The organism is Mycobacterium paragordonae, from assembly GCF_003614435.1.
Taxonomy (GTDB): domain Bacteria; phylum Actinomycetota; class Actinomycetes; order Mycobacteriales; family Mycobacteriaceae; genus Mycobacterium; species Mycobacterium paragordonae.
The window spans coordinates 109,879-127,529 of sequence record NZ_CP025548.1; the positions used below are offsets into that span (position 1 = coordinate 109,879).

The 17,651-nt window shown below is 63.5% G+C and carries 14 protein-coding genes and 2 pseudogenes; 11 read left to right on the top strand and 5 right to left on the bottom strand.

Annotation, left to right across the window (positions count from 1 at the left end; all coding sequences use genetic code 11):
• The first annotated feature begins 138 nt into the window (after positions 1-138).
• The 7 genes from C0J29_RS32195 (at position 139) to C0J29_RS32220 (ending at position 5,244) form a co-directional block, all read left to right on the top strand.
• Positions 139-1,005 (top strand): hypothetical protein, encoded by an 867-nt coding sequence (locus C0J29_RS32195; protein ID WP_120795233.1) that lies wholly within the window; start codon positions 139-141, stop codon positions 1,003-1,005.
• Positions 1,002-1,919, top strand: a complete 918-nt coding sequence (locus C0J29_RS32200; protein WP_242460729.1) for a DNA adenine methylase — start codon at positions 1,002-1,004, stop codon at positions 1,917-1,919. Before C0J29_RS32195 ends, C0J29_RS32200 begins: the two co-directional genes overlap by 4 nt.
• Positions 1,916-2,320 (top strand): hypothetical protein, encoded by a 405-nt coding sequence (locus tag C0J29_RS33170; protein WP_162951701.1) that lies wholly within the window; start codon positions 1,916-1,918, stop codon positions 2,318-2,320. Before C0J29_RS32200 ends, C0J29_RS33170 begins: the two co-directional genes overlap by 4 nt.
• Positions 2,308-2,550, top strand: a complete 243-nt coding sequence (locus tag C0J29_RS32205; RefSeq protein ID WP_120795234.1) for a hypothetical protein — start codon at positions 2,308-2,310, stop codon at positions 2,548-2,550. Before C0J29_RS33170 ends, C0J29_RS32205 begins: the two co-directional genes overlap by 13 nt.
• A 293-nt stretch (positions 2,551-2,843) precedes the next feature.
• Positions 2,844-3,050: a plasmid mobilization protein gene (locus tag C0J29_RS34940; protein ID WP_163761817.1), complete on the top strand. Its 207-nt coding sequence runs from the start codon at positions 2,844-2,846 to the stop codon at positions 3,048-3,050.
• Positions 3,047-3,517: an ASCH domain-containing protein gene (locus tag C0J29_RS32215; protein WP_242460728.1), complete on the top strand. Its 471-nt coding sequence runs from the start codon at positions 3,047-3,049 to the stop codon at positions 3,515-3,517. The genes C0J29_RS34940 and C0J29_RS32215 overlap by 4 nt, the downstream gene beginning before the upstream one ends.
• A 521-nt stretch (positions 3,518-4,038) precedes the next feature.
• On the top strand, positions 4,039-5,244 hold the full coding sequence (locus tag C0J29_RS32220) for a hypothetical protein (protein ID WP_120795236.1): 1,206 nt from the start codon (positions 4,039-4,041) through the stop codon (positions 5,242-5,244).
• 175 nt (positions 5,245-5,419) lie between these two features.
• Here the strand turns inward: C0J29_RS32220 and C0J29_RS32225 are convergent.
• Positions 5,420-6,046: pseudogene (locus tag C0J29_RS32225) on the bottom strand (ATP-binding protein); the annotation flags it as partial.
• Positions 6,034-6,207 (bottom strand): annotated as a pseudogene (locus C0J29_RS33440) (transposase); the annotation flags it as partial. The pseudogenes C0J29_RS33440 and C0J29_RS32225, both read right to left, overlap by 13 nt.
• Before the next feature lie 22 nt (positions 6,208-6,229).
• Here C0J29_RS33440 and C0J29_RS32235 point away from each other — a divergent pair.
• Complete coding sequence (locus C0J29_RS32235; RefSeq protein WP_120795143.1) at positions 6,230-7,441, top strand: RNA-guided endonuclease InsQ/TnpB family protein; 1,212 nt, start codon at positions 6,230-6,232, stop codon at positions 7,439-7,441.
• Positions 7,442-7,627: 186 nt separating this feature from the next.
• Here C0J29_RS32235 and C0J29_RS32240 read toward each other — a convergent pair whose 3' ends face one another.
• Positions 7,628-8,140, bottom strand: a complete 513-nt coding sequence (locus tag C0J29_RS32240; RefSeq protein ID WP_120795239.1) for a hypothetical protein — start codon at positions 8,138-8,140, stop codon at positions 7,628-7,630.
• Between the two features lie 895 nt (positions 8,141-9,035).
• Here C0J29_RS32240 and C0J29_RS32245 point away from each other — a divergent pair.
• The 3 genes from C0J29_RS32245 (at position 9,036) to C0J29_RS32260 (ending at position 13,348) form a co-directional block, all read left to right on the top strand.
• Positions 9,036-10,241, top strand: a complete 1,206-nt coding sequence (locus tag C0J29_RS32245) for a hypothetical protein (protein ID WP_120795236.1) — start codon at positions 9,036-9,038, stop codon at positions 10,239-10,241.
• Between the two features lie 555 nt (positions 10,242-10,796).
• Positions 10,797-12,611, top strand: a complete 1,815-nt coding sequence (locus C0J29_RS32255; RefSeq protein ID WP_120795241.1) for a hypothetical protein — start codon at positions 10,797-10,799, stop codon at positions 12,609-12,611.
• Positions 12,612-12,616: 5 nt separating this feature from the next.
• Positions 12,617-13,348: a hypothetical protein gene (locus C0J29_RS32260; protein ID WP_120795242.1), complete on the top strand. Its 732-nt coding sequence runs from the start codon at positions 12,617-12,619 to the stop codon at positions 13,346-13,348.
• Between the two features lie 382 nt (positions 13,349-13,730).
• On the opposite strand, the gene C0J29_RS32265 is transcribed toward C0J29_RS32260, so the two are convergent.
• Both C0J29_RS32265 and C0J29_RS32270 read right to left on the bottom strand, forming a co-directional pair.
• Positions 13,731-15,740, bottom strand: coding sequence for a hypothetical protein (locus tag C0J29_RS32265; RefSeq protein ID WP_054585934.1), 2,010 nt, complete (start codon positions 15,738-15,740; stop codon positions 13,731-13,733).
• Complete coding sequence (locus C0J29_RS32270) at positions 15,737-17,614, bottom strand: AAA family ATPase (RefSeq protein ID WP_120795243.1); 1,878 nt, start codon at positions 17,612-17,614, stop codon at positions 15,737-15,739. Before C0J29_RS32270 ends, C0J29_RS32265 begins: the two co-directional genes overlap by 4 nt.
• Positions 17,615-17,651 lie beyond the last annotated feature (37 nt).

Genomic DNA, 17,651 nt, shown 5'->3' on the forward strand with positions numbered 1-17,651 from the left:
GACTGCCGCGCGGGATGCTCGGCCTGGCGCACCCTTGGCCTATGCGCTGGCCTCATCGCCGGCAAACACGGGCAGTGGGGTTGACCCATGGATGACCATACGCAACGCATTTCCAGCGGACCTATCGAACCTGGCCGGATGAAGCCGTGCGAGAAATGCGGACTCGAGTACTTCCCGCTGCGCCGCGGCTATTGCCACCGGTGCGACATGAACCGCCGGTCGCGCGTCGGCTACGAATGCAGCTACGTCGATGCTGCGCCGGCGCGCGCGCACATCCGTGCTCTGGTAGCTGCCGGTGTCAGCCTGCGGGGATTGGCCACTATGGCCGGGGTTGATCGCAAACGACTGCACTACATCCTGCGTGGACGCCGCGACCGCGGCGCCGGGCCGTCCCAGCGGATCACCCGCACCGTCGCGGACAAGATTCTGGCGGTCCCTGTTCCCGAATCCAGGCTGGCGGTCGTCGCTGAGGGGGACTTGGTGGATTCCGTGGGCACCGCCCGCCGGTTGCAGTCGTTGGTGGCTTTCGGCTACTCCCGCGACGATCTGGGCCGCCGGATGGGCTATACGGGCGGCCGGGCATCGTGTTCGGGCAACATCTCTCGCCTGATGGACTCTGCTCTGTTGACGGTGCGCGCCGGTACCGCCCGCCGGGCCGCCGCCCTGTTCTGCGAGCTGCAAATGGTCCCCGGCGGCAGCACCAGGGCCACGAATGAGGGTTTGCGCCGGGGGTGGCCGCTGCCCATGGACTGGGACGAAGAAAGTATCGACGACCCGCGGGCGGTCACTTTCCGCAGCGGGCCGCCGCGGTTGTCGCGCGCGGATATTGCCGAAGACATAGCGCAACGGCAGCTGCGGGTTGTTGAGCTGACCAGGCTGGGTCTGCCGGCATCCAGGATCGCGTCGGAGCTGAAGGTGTCGGTGCGCCAGGTGGTGCGGGACAGGGCCGCCGGGGGGCAGGCGGTACGGGGTGTCGTGGCCGAATCACTCGGGGTCAGCGCATGACCGCGCCGCCGATGACCTATTTCGGTGGCAAAACCCTCCTCGCTGAACGGATCGCCGCGTTTCTGCCGCCACACGCACACTATGTGGAACCGTTCGCGGGGAGCCTGGCCGTGCTGCTCGCGAAGCCGCGCAGCCGCATGGAAACCGTCAACGACCTCGACGGCCACCTGATGACCTTCTGGCGCGTACTCCGAAACAAACCAGAGGAACTGATGCGGGTATGCACACTGACCCCGCACGCACGCAACGAGCACCTAACGGCGTTCGACGTCGACCTCGTCGACCTCGACGACCTCAACGACCTCAACGACCTCAACGACCTCAACGTAGCGCGGCTGACATGGTTGAAGATCACCCAGGGCCGCAGCGGCACACTCCGCAAAACCGGGTGGCGCTACTTCGTCGACCCGAAAGGCTCGTCGAAGTCGATGCCTGGCTACCTCGATGCCTACGTCGACCGGATGGCGTCGGCGGCCGAGCGGTTGCATCACGTCAGCCTGGAATGCCGCCCGGGCATCGAGGTGGTGCAGAAGTACGGCGCAATCGAACAAGTATGCCTGTACGTCGACCCACCCTATCTCGGATCGACGCGCACCAACAGCGGCTACCGGGTCGATATGCGCGACGACGCCAGCCACACGGCGCTGATCAAGGCTTTACTCGATGCCCGGGCATCGGTGGTGCTCAGCGGTTATGCCAGCGACCTCTACGACAGCGCGCTCGCCGGCTGGTCGCGCATCGAAATACCTACCATCACCGGCCAGGGTGGGACGAAACAGGCACGCGTTGAGGTCATCTGGTGCAACCGCGCCATGCCCGCAGCGACCTTGTTCGACGAGGTGCCCGGCAATCGTCCAGCGTGCACCGATCCTTCGCGTTCCCGAGCGGGCGACAGAACGGAGCAGAAGCAATGAGTGATGGCACGTGGCAGTTCACCGCGACCGAGCTAGAGCTGTTGGGTCTGAAGCACGGCGACATCCTGGGAGCGGGGACTATAGGCGACGCAGTCGCAAACCCTGATCTGATCTCACGCTCGCAGTACGCCGTTGAGTTCGGCAACGGCGACCAACTACACCGCGAGCTTGTCGCTGAGTTAAAAACCACACGCGCACAACCGGAAGCGGCACAAGCGCAACTCGCGCCAAAGAGTTACCCCACCCCGAACTGCCCGTACGGATGCGACTGCGGCATGGGATACGCGGTGCACGGAGTCAACCGGCCCAACCCAACACCACAGCCCGAGCATCTGCGCCGCGGCAAGCGTGACTGCTTCCTTCCCGCCGGCCATTCGGGGCAGTGCTTATGGCCGCGCTGAAGCGCCGGGCCTGCCCCGGCAGTGGCGCCATTCCGCCGTCGCCGCCCGACAGCCCTGACCAGTGGTGCCCGATCTGCGGACGCGACATGCCCGTCTCCAACAACGGCTGCATCGTCCGGCACGGCATGAGCTACGCCGCCATGCTCGGGCACCTCGCCTCAATCGTCACCAGCCTTGAGCGGGGCTGGTGGGAGCCCATCTGGGACCAACCGCAGGTGCCTCTGCAATGACCGCCCGCAGCGCATTGCCCTGTGCCCGGTCAACTTCCGTGAAGCCTACTGCTTCGTCGAGCAGCAGCACCGACACCGCGCACCGCCCGCCGGGCACAAGTTCTCGATCAGCGTCGCAGACCTCACCGGCCGACTCGCGGGCCTCGCCATGGTCCGCCAGCACGTCGAAAACTCGGTGCGCGACCTTCGTAACACCTGGCAGCACGAGAAGCTCCTCGAACAACTCGATCCGGCCATCACCACCAAGGCAAGTGCATCGTGACCTACCTCGCCAACATGTCATTGCGGCCTATATGACAACGAGATCGGAGAAGCGTCAGCGCACCGTGATTCGCGCTTGCCGGATGACGCCGGAGGAAAAGCGGAGCGTTACTGCGGCTGCGAAGGCAGCGGGGGTCAGTGTCTCGAAGTTCGTGCGGGACGCGGCACTGCACCGCGCCGACCAAGTCAACGACGCCGCCACACTCCTGCGTCAATCCGGAGCGGAGAGGATGAAATGACGACGCACCCCATCAAGGCGCTCACCGTCATGCAGCCCTGGGCGTGGGCAATCATGAAGGTCGGCAAGAATATCGAAAACCGCACCCCGGCATGGAAATACCGCGGCCCACTCGCCATCCACGCCGGCGGCCGCTGGTCTGAACGCGGGGGGGCCTCGCCGCTGATCCGTGGCGCATGGAGCGACACCAGTGAGCGCCCTTTGAATCGGGGCCTGTTCGTCTGTGGCGCGATCATCGGCACGGTCGAGTTGGTCGATGTTCACCCGGACGCGGGCTGCTGCCGACCGTGGGGCGAATCGGCCTACGTCGAACACGTGAAACACAGCGGCCGCGATCGACGCCAGATTATGCACCTGGTGCTCGAGCAACCTCGGCTGCTGCCTGAGCCGATCCCATGCCGCGGAGCACTCGGCCTGTGGACCCCACCGGCTCACGTCACCGCCAAACTCACGGGCAGTGCATCGTGATCGCACTGAGCGCAGAACTCATCACCGTGAAACCTTTTGGTGTTCTGTTTGCCAGTCTTCTGCAACAGACACGGGCGGCCGGACTCAGGCAAATACGCGGCCCCCCATGCCGTTTCTAACACGCTCAGGTCCATGCCCTAACTAAGTCCGAAGGGGGAGCCCTTCGCGCCGTAAGAGGCGCGACACAACGCAGTTCGCAACAACTACATCGAGGATCAGCTGTAGACAGACTTCCCCCCAGAGGGGGAACGGAGTTGTTAGCTATCACCCCGCCGGAACCGAGTAGCTCCGGAGTCTGGGAGCGAAGTTTGCCGACTTCGCTTCGCCGATCCTCTCGCGAGCGAGAGGGATTTACCGTGACAGGTACTTCTCAGGGTAAAGGCTTGCCCGGAATCGGGTCAACTCCACCTGACAATATTTCAAGTAGGAATCACTCACCGTCTCTTCGTGCTAAAAATGCGGTCGCTTTCCAATCTCACGCCGATCAGCAGCATTCCCGCTCGGGTGGGTTTCGGTGTCGGGTGGCGGTGGCTGATGCGCGGCGGGTGCAGCTGCGGGTGCAGTCGCATGCTGCCACGTTGGGGTTGGGTGGGGCGCGCAAACAGGTCCTGCTTGCGGTGCTCGAGCTGTTGTGTGGCTGGAAACGGTTGTCCGACGACCAAATTCGCCTCACCCAGCTCGTCAACCTCTGTGCCAACCACAGCGGGCACCGCTACGACCTGAAGACCATCGGCCGCGCACTGCGCGCACTACACGCCGCCGAACTGATCACCTACGAAGCCGCCCGCGGCCGCGGCAACCACGCCACCATCGCCATCCACACCCAATTCAGCGCCGGTATCGCCATCCTCGACCGCGACGCCAAAGGCCGCGTTATCACCACCCAAAAACACTCAACAGCACGACAATCGGTCACCTTTTCCGCAACGCCCTATAAGGAAAAAATATCCAAGAAAAAGTACTTACCCCCTACCCCCACGGCGACTAAGCGCCCACACACCACCCGACCGGTCACGGTCGATGTTTCTGCACACGATGTCCGCCAGGTGCTGCACCAACTCCCCACACCCCTGAGCACATTGGCCCGCACCCAACGCTGGATGCTCGGCGCCGCGATCAAACGCCAACTCGCCCGCGGCTACCTGCCCGCCCAAATCCTGGCGATCCTGCACGCACCACTGCCCGACCACCTCGACCGCCCCTGCGGATTGGCGCTATGGCGGCTTTCCCACAACATGCCCGGGTCCGGACCTCGCCTGCTCCCCCTGCAGCAGGCCTGGGATCGCGACCACGCCAGCGCGGCCCGCACCGCCGCCCAACAGACCACCGCATCGTGGTACGGCCAGGTCCTCGCAGCCACCACCGCCGAACAGCGATTCGACGTCCTACGCGCCGATGAGCTCCACTTTGGCCGGCCCGCTACCGATGTGGCGGCCGTCTTGGCCGGCGCCGCCCGCCGCGCCCGCCGGCTGTTCCCCCAGCTCCCCCTGGCCGACGGCCTGACCCGCTGGGTCCATGAGGTCCTTGACCGCCCACCCACCACCGCCGCGCACAACCACACCCCGCCAGTGAGCTCACTAAGCCGCGACCTGCTCATCAACGCCACGATCGGCGCATCCGCATGCATCGCCTGCAACGCCCCCAACGCCACCCCCCGACCACAACTACCCCTTCGCTCCCCGGTATGCGACCACTGCTGGACCACCACCCAGAACGGCGACGCATGACCAAACCCGCCGGCTAAATCGACGGCCTGACGGCGCCCATCGCGGCGTCGCGGCGTTGCAGCAGAGGCCCCGTTGAAGTCAGAGTCGCCGACGTGCGCCGCGACCGATCGCCGTTGTCGCTTGCCAGGGTGATGGGACCACCTGATTGCCAGGGGGATGGGACCACCATGGCGCGTTATTGAGGATGCTTGTCGGCGGGGTTGGGGTCAAGTTGGGGTCGGGTTCGTTGGCGGTAGGACGGTCCTTCGATGACCAGGGTGTGGGCGGCGCTGGTGAGCCGGTCGATGGCTGATTGGGCCAGCAGGGTGTCGGCGGTCATGGTCAGCCATTCGGCGGGCTCCCGGTTCGACGTCACGATGGTGGTCTTGGTGCGGTGGCGTTCGACGACGATTTCGTAGAAGTCGCTGGTTTCGGTGGCGTCGAGTGGGCGGAGCGCGAAGTCGTCGATGATGAGGACGTCGATGGCGGCCAGGCGGCGGATCTCGGCGTCGACGGTGTGGTCGAGCCGTGCCGCGCGTAGCCGGGTGAATAGTTTGTCGGCGCGGCTGAACAGGACGGTGTGGCGGCGGCGAATAGCCATGTGCCCCAACGCTGTTGCCAGATGGGTCTTTCCGACGCCGACCGGCCCGAGCACGATCGCGGACTGGCCGGCGTCGAGGAATCGCAGTGAGGTCAGATCCCCGAGCAGGGTGCGGTCGTAGCGCAGGTCGTCGTGGGCGGTCCAGGTGTCGAAGCGCATGCTGGGGTCGAGTCCGGCTTTGGCCGCTCGTAGTGCCGCAGAGCGGGTTTGAACTCGACCAACTCGGTGCCCAGTTCGGTGCAGGCATCGCGCATGATGTTTTCGCAGTGGGTGAGCATGGCGTCGGTGAACACCGGTCGCCGGTACTTCGTCACGAACACCACGTGGGCGTGCAGCAGCGACACGCTGTGCCGGGCACGGCGATAGCTCGGGGTTGTTGTCATAGGCGGCCTTTACAGTCGGGGGATGCAGATGCGCTACCGGTATCGCATCGAACCGACATCGGCCCAGCAGGAGATGCTGGCGCGGGTGTTCGGGTGCTGCCGGGTGGTGTTCAACGACGCGCTGAGAGTCCGCGACGAGGCGTATGGGGCTCGGGTGAAGTTGTCCGACAGCGAGATTCAGCGCTGCGTGATCACCGCGGCCAAGACCACTACCGAGCGAGCCTGGTTGTGCGAGGTGCCGAGTGTGGCGTTGGTGCAGTCGGTCAACGACTCCCGCCGCGCCTGGCGCAATTTCTTCGACTCAACCAGTGGGAAACGTCGGGGTCGGCGGGTGGGCCGGCCGCGGTTCAAATCCCGCAAGGATCACCGGCAGTCGTTTCGGCTTACCCGCAACGGGTTCAGCCTGAAAGCCAACGGCCGGCTGTTCGTGGCCAAAGTCGGCGAGGTGCGGGTGCGCTGGTCACGCGAGCTACCCAGCACGCCGTCGTCGGTCACGATCATTCGGGAACCCGATGGCCATTTCTACGCCAGTTTCGTTGTCGACGTTGGGGCCTCACCGCTGCCCGTGGTGGACCGGGAGGTCGGTGTGGATGTAGGGGTCGCTCGGTTGGCCACGACCGCCACCACCGATGGCCGTCGGGCCGATGTCGTCAATCCGAAGCATTTGGGTCGCAAGCTGCGGAAGCTGCGGCGGTTGGAGCGGGAGAAGTCTCGACGGCAGAAAGGATCGGCCAGCAGGGACAAGTCGCGGCGCAAGGTAGCCGTCGCGCACAACAAGGTTGCCCGTGCTCGGCGGGACTATCACCACAAGCAGGCTTTGGCGTTGGTTCGCGAGAATCAAGTGATCCACGTCGAAGACCTCAACATCGTGGGGATGGTCAGAAACCGTCGTCTGGCACGGGCAATCAGCGATGCCGGATGGGGTCAGTTCGTGCGGATCATCGACGAGAAAGCCGACCGCTACGGCCGCACCGTGCACACCGTGTCGCGGTGGCTGGCATCGAGCAAAACCTGCTCGGACTGTGGGCACCGACTCGACGAACTGCCACTGCAGATTCGGTCGTGGACGTGCCCGAAGTGCCGAGTGGTCCACGACCGCGACCACAACGCCGCCAAGACCATTCTCGCTGCCGGGCGGGCAGAGAGACGAAACGCCGGTGGAGCCTCGGTAAGTCCTCCCACCACTCGGGAGGCGCGGGGCGACGAAGCAGGAAGCACCCCAACAGCGGCGTAGCCGCACGGGAATCCCCGCCATTCATGGCGGGGAGCACGTCAAATTGATGGCTCCGAGTTCTGGGAGGTGGTGGCGGCGCCACCCACTGCTGGAGCGGTTTGTCGGGAGCGAGAGATCTGGAAACTCATCAGCGAGATGTATCCGCGGCGGCGCGAGCACCGCGGGTATGTTGCCGAGTCATCACCGTCAAATACTTTGGTGCGGCTCGAATTCGGCTAGCGTTCCCGGCGTTGTGTACTGGCCGAGCGCGGTGCCGTAGAAAGAGATGACCTTCCATAGGTGGTCGCGGCTGTGCTCGGATTCGATGATGGCTTGCCGAAACTCTTCGTTGACGTCGATCAGGCGTTTGGTTACTGCGCGTTGGGATTCTGCGGCATGCAGGATCTCGGCGTTGGCAGCGCGCAGCAGCCGGGTGGTTTCATTGGCTGATACCAGTTCAGCTCGTAGTCGGTTGATCTCTTGTTGAAGGTCGGTGTCCCCGGGCTGTTGGTAGGGCGGGGAGCTGCGGGGTGTGGTTGCCGAGGTGAGCTGGTCTTCGTAGACGTACCAGCGGCGTTGTTTTCCGGGGCGTTCGCCGCCCTCTAGGTCGCCGGAGGCGATCATTTTCTGGATTGTGCGTCGATCACGGCGGAGTCGGCGACCGGCCTCGTTGGCGCTGATGGTTGGGCGGCCCGGCTGGGGCTGGGTCTCCAGTTCCATCCGAATTTGGGTCCTTCGCGCCTGTCTGGGTGGGGTCGGTGTGCTCTGATAGTACGCCACCTTGTGGCCGCTCTGTCCTGGGAATATGCTCGATTCTTGTTGTGTTTACTGCCTGGAATGTTCAGTATGTCCAGCAACACGCCGTCGACATCGGCAGCTTATGTTCAGAATGTCCGCTATTGTGTCCACAGGTGCTCATAGTGATGTGCATATGTGCAGGTCATTCGTGAGAAAGGGACGCCCCTTCGTGTGTCTACCCAACCACCTCCCGGCGTCACTTAGCCACCAGGAGCTGTAGAGCAGCTCTGTTCTCCGGCGGCGGAACCGTTATGGTTTCGCCGCCGGAGTGTTTTTCGGGCGTAGTGCATGCTCCTTGCTGGGTTGGCGGCGTGTCCTACCTCGTCTCCCGCCGTGCCCGTGTCACGATCCCCGGTGGGTAGACATAGAGAAGGGAGGCCCGCGTATGTATAGAGCCCACCGTGTTGTGGTGGCGCGCCGTCACGCAATCTGATTCTTTCCTCGTCGAGACATCGACTGTCTCTGAGTGATTCGTTAACACCTCGGTTTTAGGTGTTTTCATTGTGGTGCACGTAATTACGTGACACTGTTCTGCACCTTTTTAAGGCGCGGTTTCAGTTTGATTCCTTTTTATTTGGCGTGATTTCGTGCTGTCTTTTATCCGCATGGAAAGGTCTCATGCACGTACTACTACTTGGCCTGGTTCTGCGCGCCCTAAATAGGTGTGACAGGGGCGATTGTGTTTTGTTGCAACCGATTACGCAATAATAGGCAACGCACCGATATTCCCGCTGTAGTCGAACCGTCGGATACTGCCGTGTCTACGCCGGCCGTGTCGGGTTTACCGCATCGCGATGGGGGTGGGTTTCGGTGTCGGGTGGCGGTGGCTGATGCGCGGCGGGTGCAGCTGCGGGTGCAGTCGCATGCTGCCACGTTGGGGTTGGGTGGGGCGCGCAAACAGGTCCTGCTTGCGGTGCTCGAGCTGTTGTGTGGCTGGAAACGGTTGTCCGACGACCAAATTCGCCTCACCCAGCTCGTCAACCTCTGTGCCAACCACAGCGGGCACCGCTACGACCTGAAGACCATCGGCCGCGCACTGCGCGCACTACACGCCGCCGAACTGATCACCTACGAAGCCGCCCGCGGCCGCGGCAACCACGCCACCATCGCCATCCACACCCAATTCAGCGCCGGTATCGCCATCCTCGACCGCGACGCCAAAGGCCGCGTTATCACCACCCAAAAACACTCAACAGCACGACAATCGGTCACCTTTTCCGCAACGCCCTATAAGGAAAAAATATCCAAGAAAAAGTACTTACCCCCTACCCCCACGGCGACTAAGCGCCCACACACCACCCGACCGGTCACGGTCGATGTTTCTGCACACGATGTCCGCCAGGTGCTGCACCAACTCCCCACACCCCTGAGCACATTGGCCCGCACCCAACGCTGGATGCTCGGCGCCGCGATCAAACGCCAACTCGCCCGCGGCTACCTGCCCGCCCAAATCCTGGCGATCCTGCACGCACCACTGCCCGACCACCTCGACCGCCCCTGCGGATTGGCGCTATGGCGGCTTTCCCACAACATGCCCGGGTCCGGACCTCGCCTGCTCCCCCTGCAGCAGGCCTGGGATCGCGACCACGCCAGCGCGGCCCGCACCGCCGCCCAACAGACCACCGCATCGTGGTACGGCCAGGTCCTCGCAGCCACCACCGCCGAACAGCGATTCGACGTCCTACGCGCCGATGAGCTCCACTTTGGCCGGCCCGCTACCGATGTGGCGGCCGTCTTGGCCGGCGCCGCCCGCCGCGCCCGCCGGCTGTTCCCCCAGCTCCCCCTGGCCGACGGCCTGACCCGCTGGGTCCATGAGGTCCTTGACCGCCCACCCACCACCGCCGCGCACAACCACACCCCGCCAGTGAGCTCACTAAGCCGCGACCTGCTCATCAACGCCACGATCGGCGCATCCGCATGCATCGCCTGCAACGCCCCCAACGCCACCCCCCGACCACAACTACCCCTTCGCTCCCCGGTATGCGACCACTGCTGGACCACCACCCAGAACGGCGACGCATGACCAAACCCGCCAAAACCCCATCCGGCCACGGAGAACGCAGCGACCAAGCTGAGAGCCAACACGCATTGACGTGCTCCCCGCCATTCATGGCGGGGAGCACGTCAATGCAGATGACGGCGTCGTGGGTGGCGCTACACAAGGGGAGGCTGTCGTGGATCGTTTGCCCACTCGCCGAGGGTTGCCCGGTAATCGCCGCGGGGTGTCCGATGATGACTGGACCTCAGTCGGCATACAACTATAGAATGAGGGTGATTGCAGGAGGTCAAGGATGGTGGGCAAGAGGTCAGGCGGTGAGCGTCGCCGCTACACGCGAGGCCGAGCGGAGCGAACCGCGGTCACTGCGGACAAATCCGGTGCGCGCTGGACAATTGCCGATGCGCGGGTGGCACTGGACTTTTCGTTGACGGTGACTGAAGCTGCGATCCAGGTGGGGCGCACGGCTTCTGCTGTTGAGAATTTGCGCAGTAAGTGGCGGCGAGGCCAGTTGGCGGCCGGCTTGGTTGACCAGTTCCTCCCCCCGCCGGCGGGTGCTGCTGGCGGAAAGGCGGAGCGGTCATGAACGGAACCGATGTTCGTCTGCTGGCCGGCGGGAAGGTGTGGCGGCTCAAGGCCGCGGACGGCGATGCGAGCGACGTTGTGGAGTGGCTGATCAATGAGCGGTCCGATCAGGTCGAAGGGGCTTTGGTCGCTCTGTCGCGACAGCAGGTGGTCACGCAGTTGGGTCGCGGGATTCCCAGCGATTTCCCCGGCCCTGATGTCGTGATCGGCGATCCCGATCAGGGTGGCATCCGCGGCTGGTGGGACTCTACCGTGCAGGCGTACCTGAGGGATCGCGCCGGCGAAGGCGAGGCGGTATCGGAATCTGTTGCAGTGCAGGGTCGTTGGGTGCGTAAGTCGCGGCAATGGGAAGATGTCGAGTTCTCCGGGGCTGATCATCGAGTGTTGATCGTGACCAGTTTGGGGATCGTGACGCCGGCAGGCGTCGTGGTGTCGCGGCCACTCGAGGAACCGGATCACTTGACTGATCTGGTGATCAAGTACCCGTGGCAGAGCCGAAAAGATAGTCAGAACCCGCAGGTCTGGGTGAGCGGAGAAGCGTTGGAAGCCCTGAGCTTTCCCAGCGGTTCGGTAACAGCGAAGACGTTGAAGGATGTCGTCGCGGATTTCTTCGGTGTCACTGTGGGCTATGAGAAGTCCGGATTCTTCGGATGCACATTTAGCTCACCGGAACCTGATCGGTGGCCTAATCGGACTGTCGATGTCGTGTTGATGCCAGCAACTCATCTGGATCCGTCGGGGTCAAGGCCAGCGGATCGTGGTGTGATCGGCATCGTCGATACCTCGACAATATTGCCCGAGGAGGAGGCGGAAGCTGCGCATCTGCTTGCCGATCGCATCGCGTGGCTCTACGGAATGGAGGGGGTGCTGCCCGCGCCCCGGTGGGCGCTGGTGGGGGGCACGATCCTGGCCGCCGCGATGAGCAAAGCGCGTCCCAGCCCGAGCAATGCTGCCGCCAAGCGGGTGCCGTGTCCGCTGCCGGCGCGTGTCGGCGGCCGGGGAGTGTTGCCGTCGCAGTGGTGGACATCTAAGAACTGGCGGCGCAAACACCGAAAGACGACGGCAGGGGTTGACGTCGAACTTGACCAGCAGGCCGCATACCTGCCGTCAGCGGCCGAGTTGTATTGCGGCTGGGGAACTCCGGAATGGGTGACGCCGGACCCAAGAGTGTTCGATCAGCAGCGGCCCCCGCAGGGCTTGTTTCACCTCACCGTTCCGGCCGGCAACGACTGCGATGGTTTGTACCCCCAGTTGCCGGTTCCCCACCCCGGAATGTCATGGTCGAAACCTGAGACCTTTTGGGCCACGACCGTCGACATTCAGCAGCTGATCGCCCCGGTCGACAACGGTGGGGCGGGTCTGGCGATCGCCGAGTTGGATATTGATGCAGCATGGGTATGGCCAGAACAACATCAATGGCTCAAAGGATTCGCCGTGCTCCTGCGCAAACGGCTGCAGGAAGCGCGCTCGTCAGGCCGGCTGGACTATGAGCAAATGATCAAGGCCCTATACACCAGTGTGTTTGGCCGGCTGTCCGCGGTCGGCGCCGGTGCATGGAAGTACCCACTCCTGGACTTGCAGCAGCCTGTCTGGTACGCCTCGATCGAGGGGTTCAGCCGTTGGAGGGCAATGAAATACGCCTGCCGCATCGCCCGTGATTTCGATTTGTACCCGAGCGACTGCCTCGCTGATGCCTGGTTCTACCGCATCCCGGAGAACGTGGACCCTGCTGCCCTGGAAGATCCGTTGCGGCCCGACGGTACGCGCTCTAACGGCAGCTATCGCCTCAAAGCGCTACCAGGGGCTGCATAACGATCGTGAAATTCTGGGATTTGCCCTCAGGTCAAGAGCCGGCGCAGCCGCCACGCCGGGGCTTCCGTGATGCGTTGCAGGCGTTGAAGGATCGCAAGCAAAGGGAACTCGGCGCCGCCTGGGCACGAGCGACCGAGCGTGCCAGGAAGGCAGAGGCTGCACGACGCGCGCGCCGCGAAATGGCCCGCCGCGTCGCCGTCCATACTGAGACACGAAAACTTAGCGAGCGCACCATCGCGAGGCGCGCCCGCGGCGACCAGCCGCCAGCTGGCGTGGACAAACACTGGCTGGACAGGTGGGCAGCCATTGATCGTGCCGGCGGCATCAAGCAGATGGCTCTGCAATTGGGTGCCAGTGAAGGCCAGGTGCGGCGCTGGCGGGATTCACCCGAGCCGAAGGCTGCACCGCCTGGCGAGCCTGAACCTGGAGTGGGAGGTGTTCCCGGCGCTCCGACTCAGCCCATCGGTGTCGAGTGTGACGGCGCGGTGATCATCAACGGTAAGCGCTACCCCAAGAAAATCCCGACCGATCCGAATGAGGACTACGCGGTCCTCTACGTCGACCCGGCCGGCGAGTTGATGCAGGCGTATTTCAACAATGACACCGAGGCGCTCTACGGACTGCTCGCCGACGAGATAGTTGACCAAATTATCATCCCGACCTGGGATAACCTGCCTAGTGCCTACGAGGTCGGCTATGAGATCGAGGAAGTGCTGAACTTTCTGCCCGAACTCTGATGTTGGGCTCAGGGCCGGTGTGGCGGTGGAGGCGACAGTGGGGTGATAGCGCGCCAGTCCGTTTCGGCGGAAAAGGACCTGCGTCCCTCTGTGCTGCTTATCTGTAGGCCCGATCAGGGTGTATCCGATTGTCCCCAATGATTCATTGTGATGCCGGATTCACAGTCGGGAACAGTTTTATCTGAGGGTATGTATCCCGTGGTTGCGGGCGGGTGCTTGGAATCTCACCGCCCGCCCGCCCGCCCGCCCGCCCGCTTGCCCGCCCGCCCGCCTGACCCGATCGATCGGCTGCGGGTTTGTCTTGGAGGTCAACGACGACCGCGGCCAGTCCGATCATTGGGCCGCCATTGGGGTGCTCGACACGCCTCGCAGCCCTCGTTTGCTATGGGGCTGGGCTGGGGTGGAGAGCGTCGTAGCTACGTAAAAGCAGGGTTTCGGATCCCATCACGAGTCGGTAGAGCTGTTGCCAGTCCGACTTGGTGACAATTTGGCGATGCGCCGCGGGGATTCTGAATGCCTTGTTCATCTTCCGCCAGGCAGGTATCAATACGGCGACTGCGTTCGGTTCAATGTTGCGTTTTAGCAAGTGGGTTCGGATCTCTTGCTGCAGTGGGCCACCCCGACCTCGGCATGCTAGTTCGATGGCGTCGAGGAGGGCGCCCAGTGTTCGGAGCTGCTTTTGACGATTCTGGTTGTTGCTGAATGCTGGATTGACGATGGTCTCATAGAGGAGGTGCTCGACTGCGGCGCACATACCGATGACCGGCCCCGAGAAGTCGGCGGCGGGGTCGAGTTGGTGGCCGACCAGGTCGGCGGTGGCCATCATCACTTGGACGTCGTCGCTGAGCGCGTGCCAGCGGTGTTCACCGACGAGGGTTTCGATACGTTCACGGCTTGGGGTGATTTCGGCAAGGTGATTCTTGCTCCAACTCACGATCGAGGCTTTGACGGCCGCGACGGTGTCCTCCAACGATTCGTCTTCGCTGGGGTTCGCCGGGTCGTTGCGAGTGCCGCGACTGGCCGGTGGGGCGTAGCCGATGAGGGTGAGCACGATGTTCACAATCTGTTCGAGCGCGGCATCGGTGACTTGGGCGGGAGCGGCGGGGTTGAGTGCGATCGACATGAGGGTGCCACCTTGACCGTCGTTGAACAGGTCGGGTTCGGCTGGCTGTCGGCTTGTGGTGTAGATCAATACCACCCCGGTGGGGGGCTTTATGTCGAAATTCTGCAAATAGCCGAGGATCTTGTAGAGTTCCTCGGCCGGGAGCCGATTGCGTTGTCGCAGTTTGGGATCGATGACCGCATAGTGGGGTGCCGCTCCGGTTGGCCGCGCCTTGATGACGATGTCAGGTATGCCGCCGAGGCGTTGGCCAGTGCGTTTTATCCATCGGGCGCCGTGGGTGTCGTCGACTGTTGACAGACTCCGTTGGAAGAACATATCGATGCGCCCGGCGAAATTCTCGAAGCTGTAGGCGGGAGCTTTGCCTCGCCATTGTGGATCGATTGACGGTTCGGCGAGATTCATGGCGTTGGCCAGTGCTCGTCCAACGGCGCCGAGGCACCACAGTTCGTAAAGTTTGTTGTCGAATCGGGTGCCGTAGAGGGTCAAGTCGATAGTGCCGGGCTCGACAGCGGGGCGACCCTGAAGGCAGTCCGCGATCCATTGGGCGAGTTCGCGATACGGCCTGGGGTTGGTAATTTCGCGGCGGCGCAGCCGGCGCTGGACATGCGCAATGAGCTGTTCGGCGGCGATGCGGGTTCGGATGGCGTCGGCATCGGTGCGACAGTTGGCCAGGGCCGGGATCTGTGCGACGCGGGCCAAGCGCTCACGTGCCCGTCGAACGGCGCCGTACTCGACTGCTTCTCGCGACGCGAGACTTGTTGCGAAGCTAGCGTGCAGTTCCCGCGAAAGCCACATCGCCGCAAAGCATGCCAGCGTGTTCTCCGGTGTCCGCGAACCTCGTGTCACTTCAACGACCGGGAACGTGAGATCCTGACCTGCGCCCTGTTGTCGAGTCGCCCATCGATTCATGTCAAGCGCCCCGCTGAGCGAACCCACCTGCTCCGTGCTGCGCAGCTGATAACGGAAAGTCGGCTTGCCGGCCACGGCGCTGAGGTAACCGAGGAGCCGTTGTGTGGCCGCCAAAGCGACCCGCAGCCGCAAACCTGCACGAAGCACGTCCAGTTCCACATCGGTCGCAGAACGCGAAATCGCTGCAGTGTCAGACAGTTCCTGCTCACCACCCGAGAAGTACAGGCCCAACAACGACAGCGACGCTTCCACAGCGGCCTGTCTGCCGGGGTTGCTCAACGCACCACCAGGGGCCTCATCGATGAGGGTGTCATCTGCGGTCGGGTGCACGCCCAGCCACTCCGCTCCGGCGGCGTTCATACGCCGTGCGGGTTTACGAGGTGCGTGAGAGCGGCTTGTGACTGCGGGAGATCCGCGAGGAGCTGGTGGGCGAACTCCAGCTGAAGATCATCGAGCTGACCCATCTGAGGAACAACCCGGTCGGCGATACCCCAGTCGAGCGCTTCCTGGGCAGCCGCGCCGGCCGCAGTTTGAAGCAGCAGCACACGGAACACATCGACAATCTGCGCGGTGCCGATCGGCCAGCCGGCCGCCGTTTCGTTGCCTAGGCGAAAGCCGGCGATGACGTTCTGCAGAAGGGTTATCTGCTCTGCCAGCTGGTCATGGGTGTCGGCCAGGGTAGCGACCGACAGCACTGCCCCGTACGTCGTGGAGAGCCACTGGTGGGCTCGTTCCAGGCTGCTCTGTGTCTCGGCGCTCGTGCCGTCAGTTCCTGCGGGCACGGGTGTGCCGACAGTGATGAACTGGAACCGTCTGGTCAGCCCTTGCGAGATCGGGTTGACGAAGCTCGTGTCGAGATCATTCATCGCGGCGATAATCCTGAACCGGGAAGGCACCCAGATTTGTTGGCGCCCTTCGGTTTCAAACCAAAGGTCTATTGGGCTGCGTTTGAGGTTCTCAGGGTCGCACGAGGATAGGACGGTGTAGAGCGATCCGATGGCCTTGTCGATGTCGGCGCGGTTGAACTCATCGATGAGCAACCAGCTGCCTTGCCAACGCTGGGCTTGTGCCGATGACCGGTCGTCGCCGCCCTCGGCTTCGGCGGTGACGTCGGTCCGCACGTGGAGGGCACACTTGTGGACGGCGTCGGTGACTTTGCCGTATGACGGCTGCAGGGTGTTATCGCTGGCGGGGCGCAGACCGCCGACGACGTGAAACGGTGACCAGTCACTGGTCGCGGTGGACTCCAGTAGCCTCACCTCGAACGCCTCAGCCAGGATCCGTGCGAGGGTCGTCTTGCCTGTGCCGGGCGGGCCTTGCAGGACAAGATGACCCACCAGAAGCGCAGTGACGCACCGTCGCACCAACGACTCGGCATCGGGTAGGACGACGTGGCGATCGTCCAGCATGGTCAGTACGACGTTGGTGAGGCGGGTGACATCCGCACTCCGCAACGGGTATTCACAGAAGTCCCGCGTCCACAGCAGATCACTTTCGACCTCGGTCGTCGTCGTAGGCTCCTCATCAGGGGCAGGGCTGACCGATGCGGCCGTGACGCGCACCGGTGCGGTGGACGGCAGGTCGAGGGTTTCGTCTTCGGACGTCACGGGCTGGACGGCCTCCACGACGTCCTCATTGGTTGGCTGATCAATCCAGAGCAGATCAGCCATCGGCACGGTCGGTGTCGTGTACCGGGGCAGCGACCGAACGTAGAAGTCGGTGAGATCGGTTCCTGTGAGGGGGTATTGGGCGTCGAACCAGTCCAGGAAAGCATCAAAGTCTGGCAGGTCCTGGTCTCGCCCCAGCCATAACGCCAGGCTGAGCCGGTTCACTGGCTTGCTCTTGTTCTGCGCCAACGCCTCGCCGGCGGTCGGCCGTAGTCCGGTGCCCGTACGCTTGGTGTGTGCTGGATTCCACGCGATCGTGAATAGTTCTTGACCAAGTAGGTCCTGGGTGCGCAGCCGCTGCAGTGTCGACCCTGGGTAATCCGCCCGGATGTATGTCGCTGGGTCCTTCCACACCGCGAGGTACGGGCTCTTGCGGTCATCACGGGTACGAAACGCCTCAAGCACTGGTCGTTCCTGCTTGGTGCCGAAATTTGGGATGACGGCCAGACTTTCCCCGGTCTGTTGGTAAGTATGCAGCAGCGCCGGAATCGTAACGATCGTCAGCGGATGGCTACCAGCGAGGTCGGCGGCTGCAGCGGCGAGCGTTTCGGGTGACGGGTACGGCACGCACCTACCGTAGTGGTGGTGTCCAGCACTTGCCGGG

Bases quoted from the DNA above. Each gene is read 5' to 3' on its own strand.
- C0J29_RS32195 (WP_120795233.1), top strand. From the start codon at position 139: ATGAAGCCGTGCGAGAAATGCGGACTCGAGTACTTCCCGCTGCGCCGC.
- C0J29_RS32200 (WP_242460729.1), top strand. From the start codon at position 1,002: ATGACCGCGCCGCCGATGACCTATTTCGGTGGCAAAACCCTCCTCGCT.
- C0J29_RS33170 (WP_162951701.1), top strand. From the start codon at position 1,916: ATGAGTGATGGCACGTGGCAGTTCACCGCGACCGAGCTAGAGCTGTTG.
- C0J29_RS32205 (WP_120795234.1), top strand. From the start codon at position 2,308: ATGGCCGCGCTGAAGCGCCGGGCCTGCCCCGGCAGTGGCGCCATTCCG.
- C0J29_RS34940 (WP_163761817.1), top strand. From the start codon at position 2,844: ATGACAACGAGATCGGAGAAGCGTCAGCGCACCGTGATTCGCGCTTGC.
- C0J29_RS32215 (WP_242460728.1), top strand. From the start codon at position 3,047: ATGACGACGCACCCCATCAAGGCGCTCACCGTCATGCAGCCCTGGGCG.
- C0J29_RS32235 (WP_120795143.1), top strand. From the start codon at position 6,230: ATGCAGATGCGCTACCGGTATCGCATCGAACCGACATCGGCCCAGCAG.
- C0J29_RS32240 (WP_120795239.1), bottom strand. From the start codon at position 8,140: ATGGAACTGGAGACCCAGCCCCAGCCGGGCCGCCCAACCATCAGCGCC.
- C0J29_RS32255 (WP_120795241.1), top strand. From the start codon at position 10,797: ATGAACGGAACCGATGTTCGTCTGCTGGCCGGCGGGAAGGTGTGGCGG.
- C0J29_RS32265 (WP_054585934.1), bottom strand. From the start codon at position 15,740: ATGAACGCCGCCGGAGCGGAGTGGCTGGGCGTGCACCCGACCGCAGAT.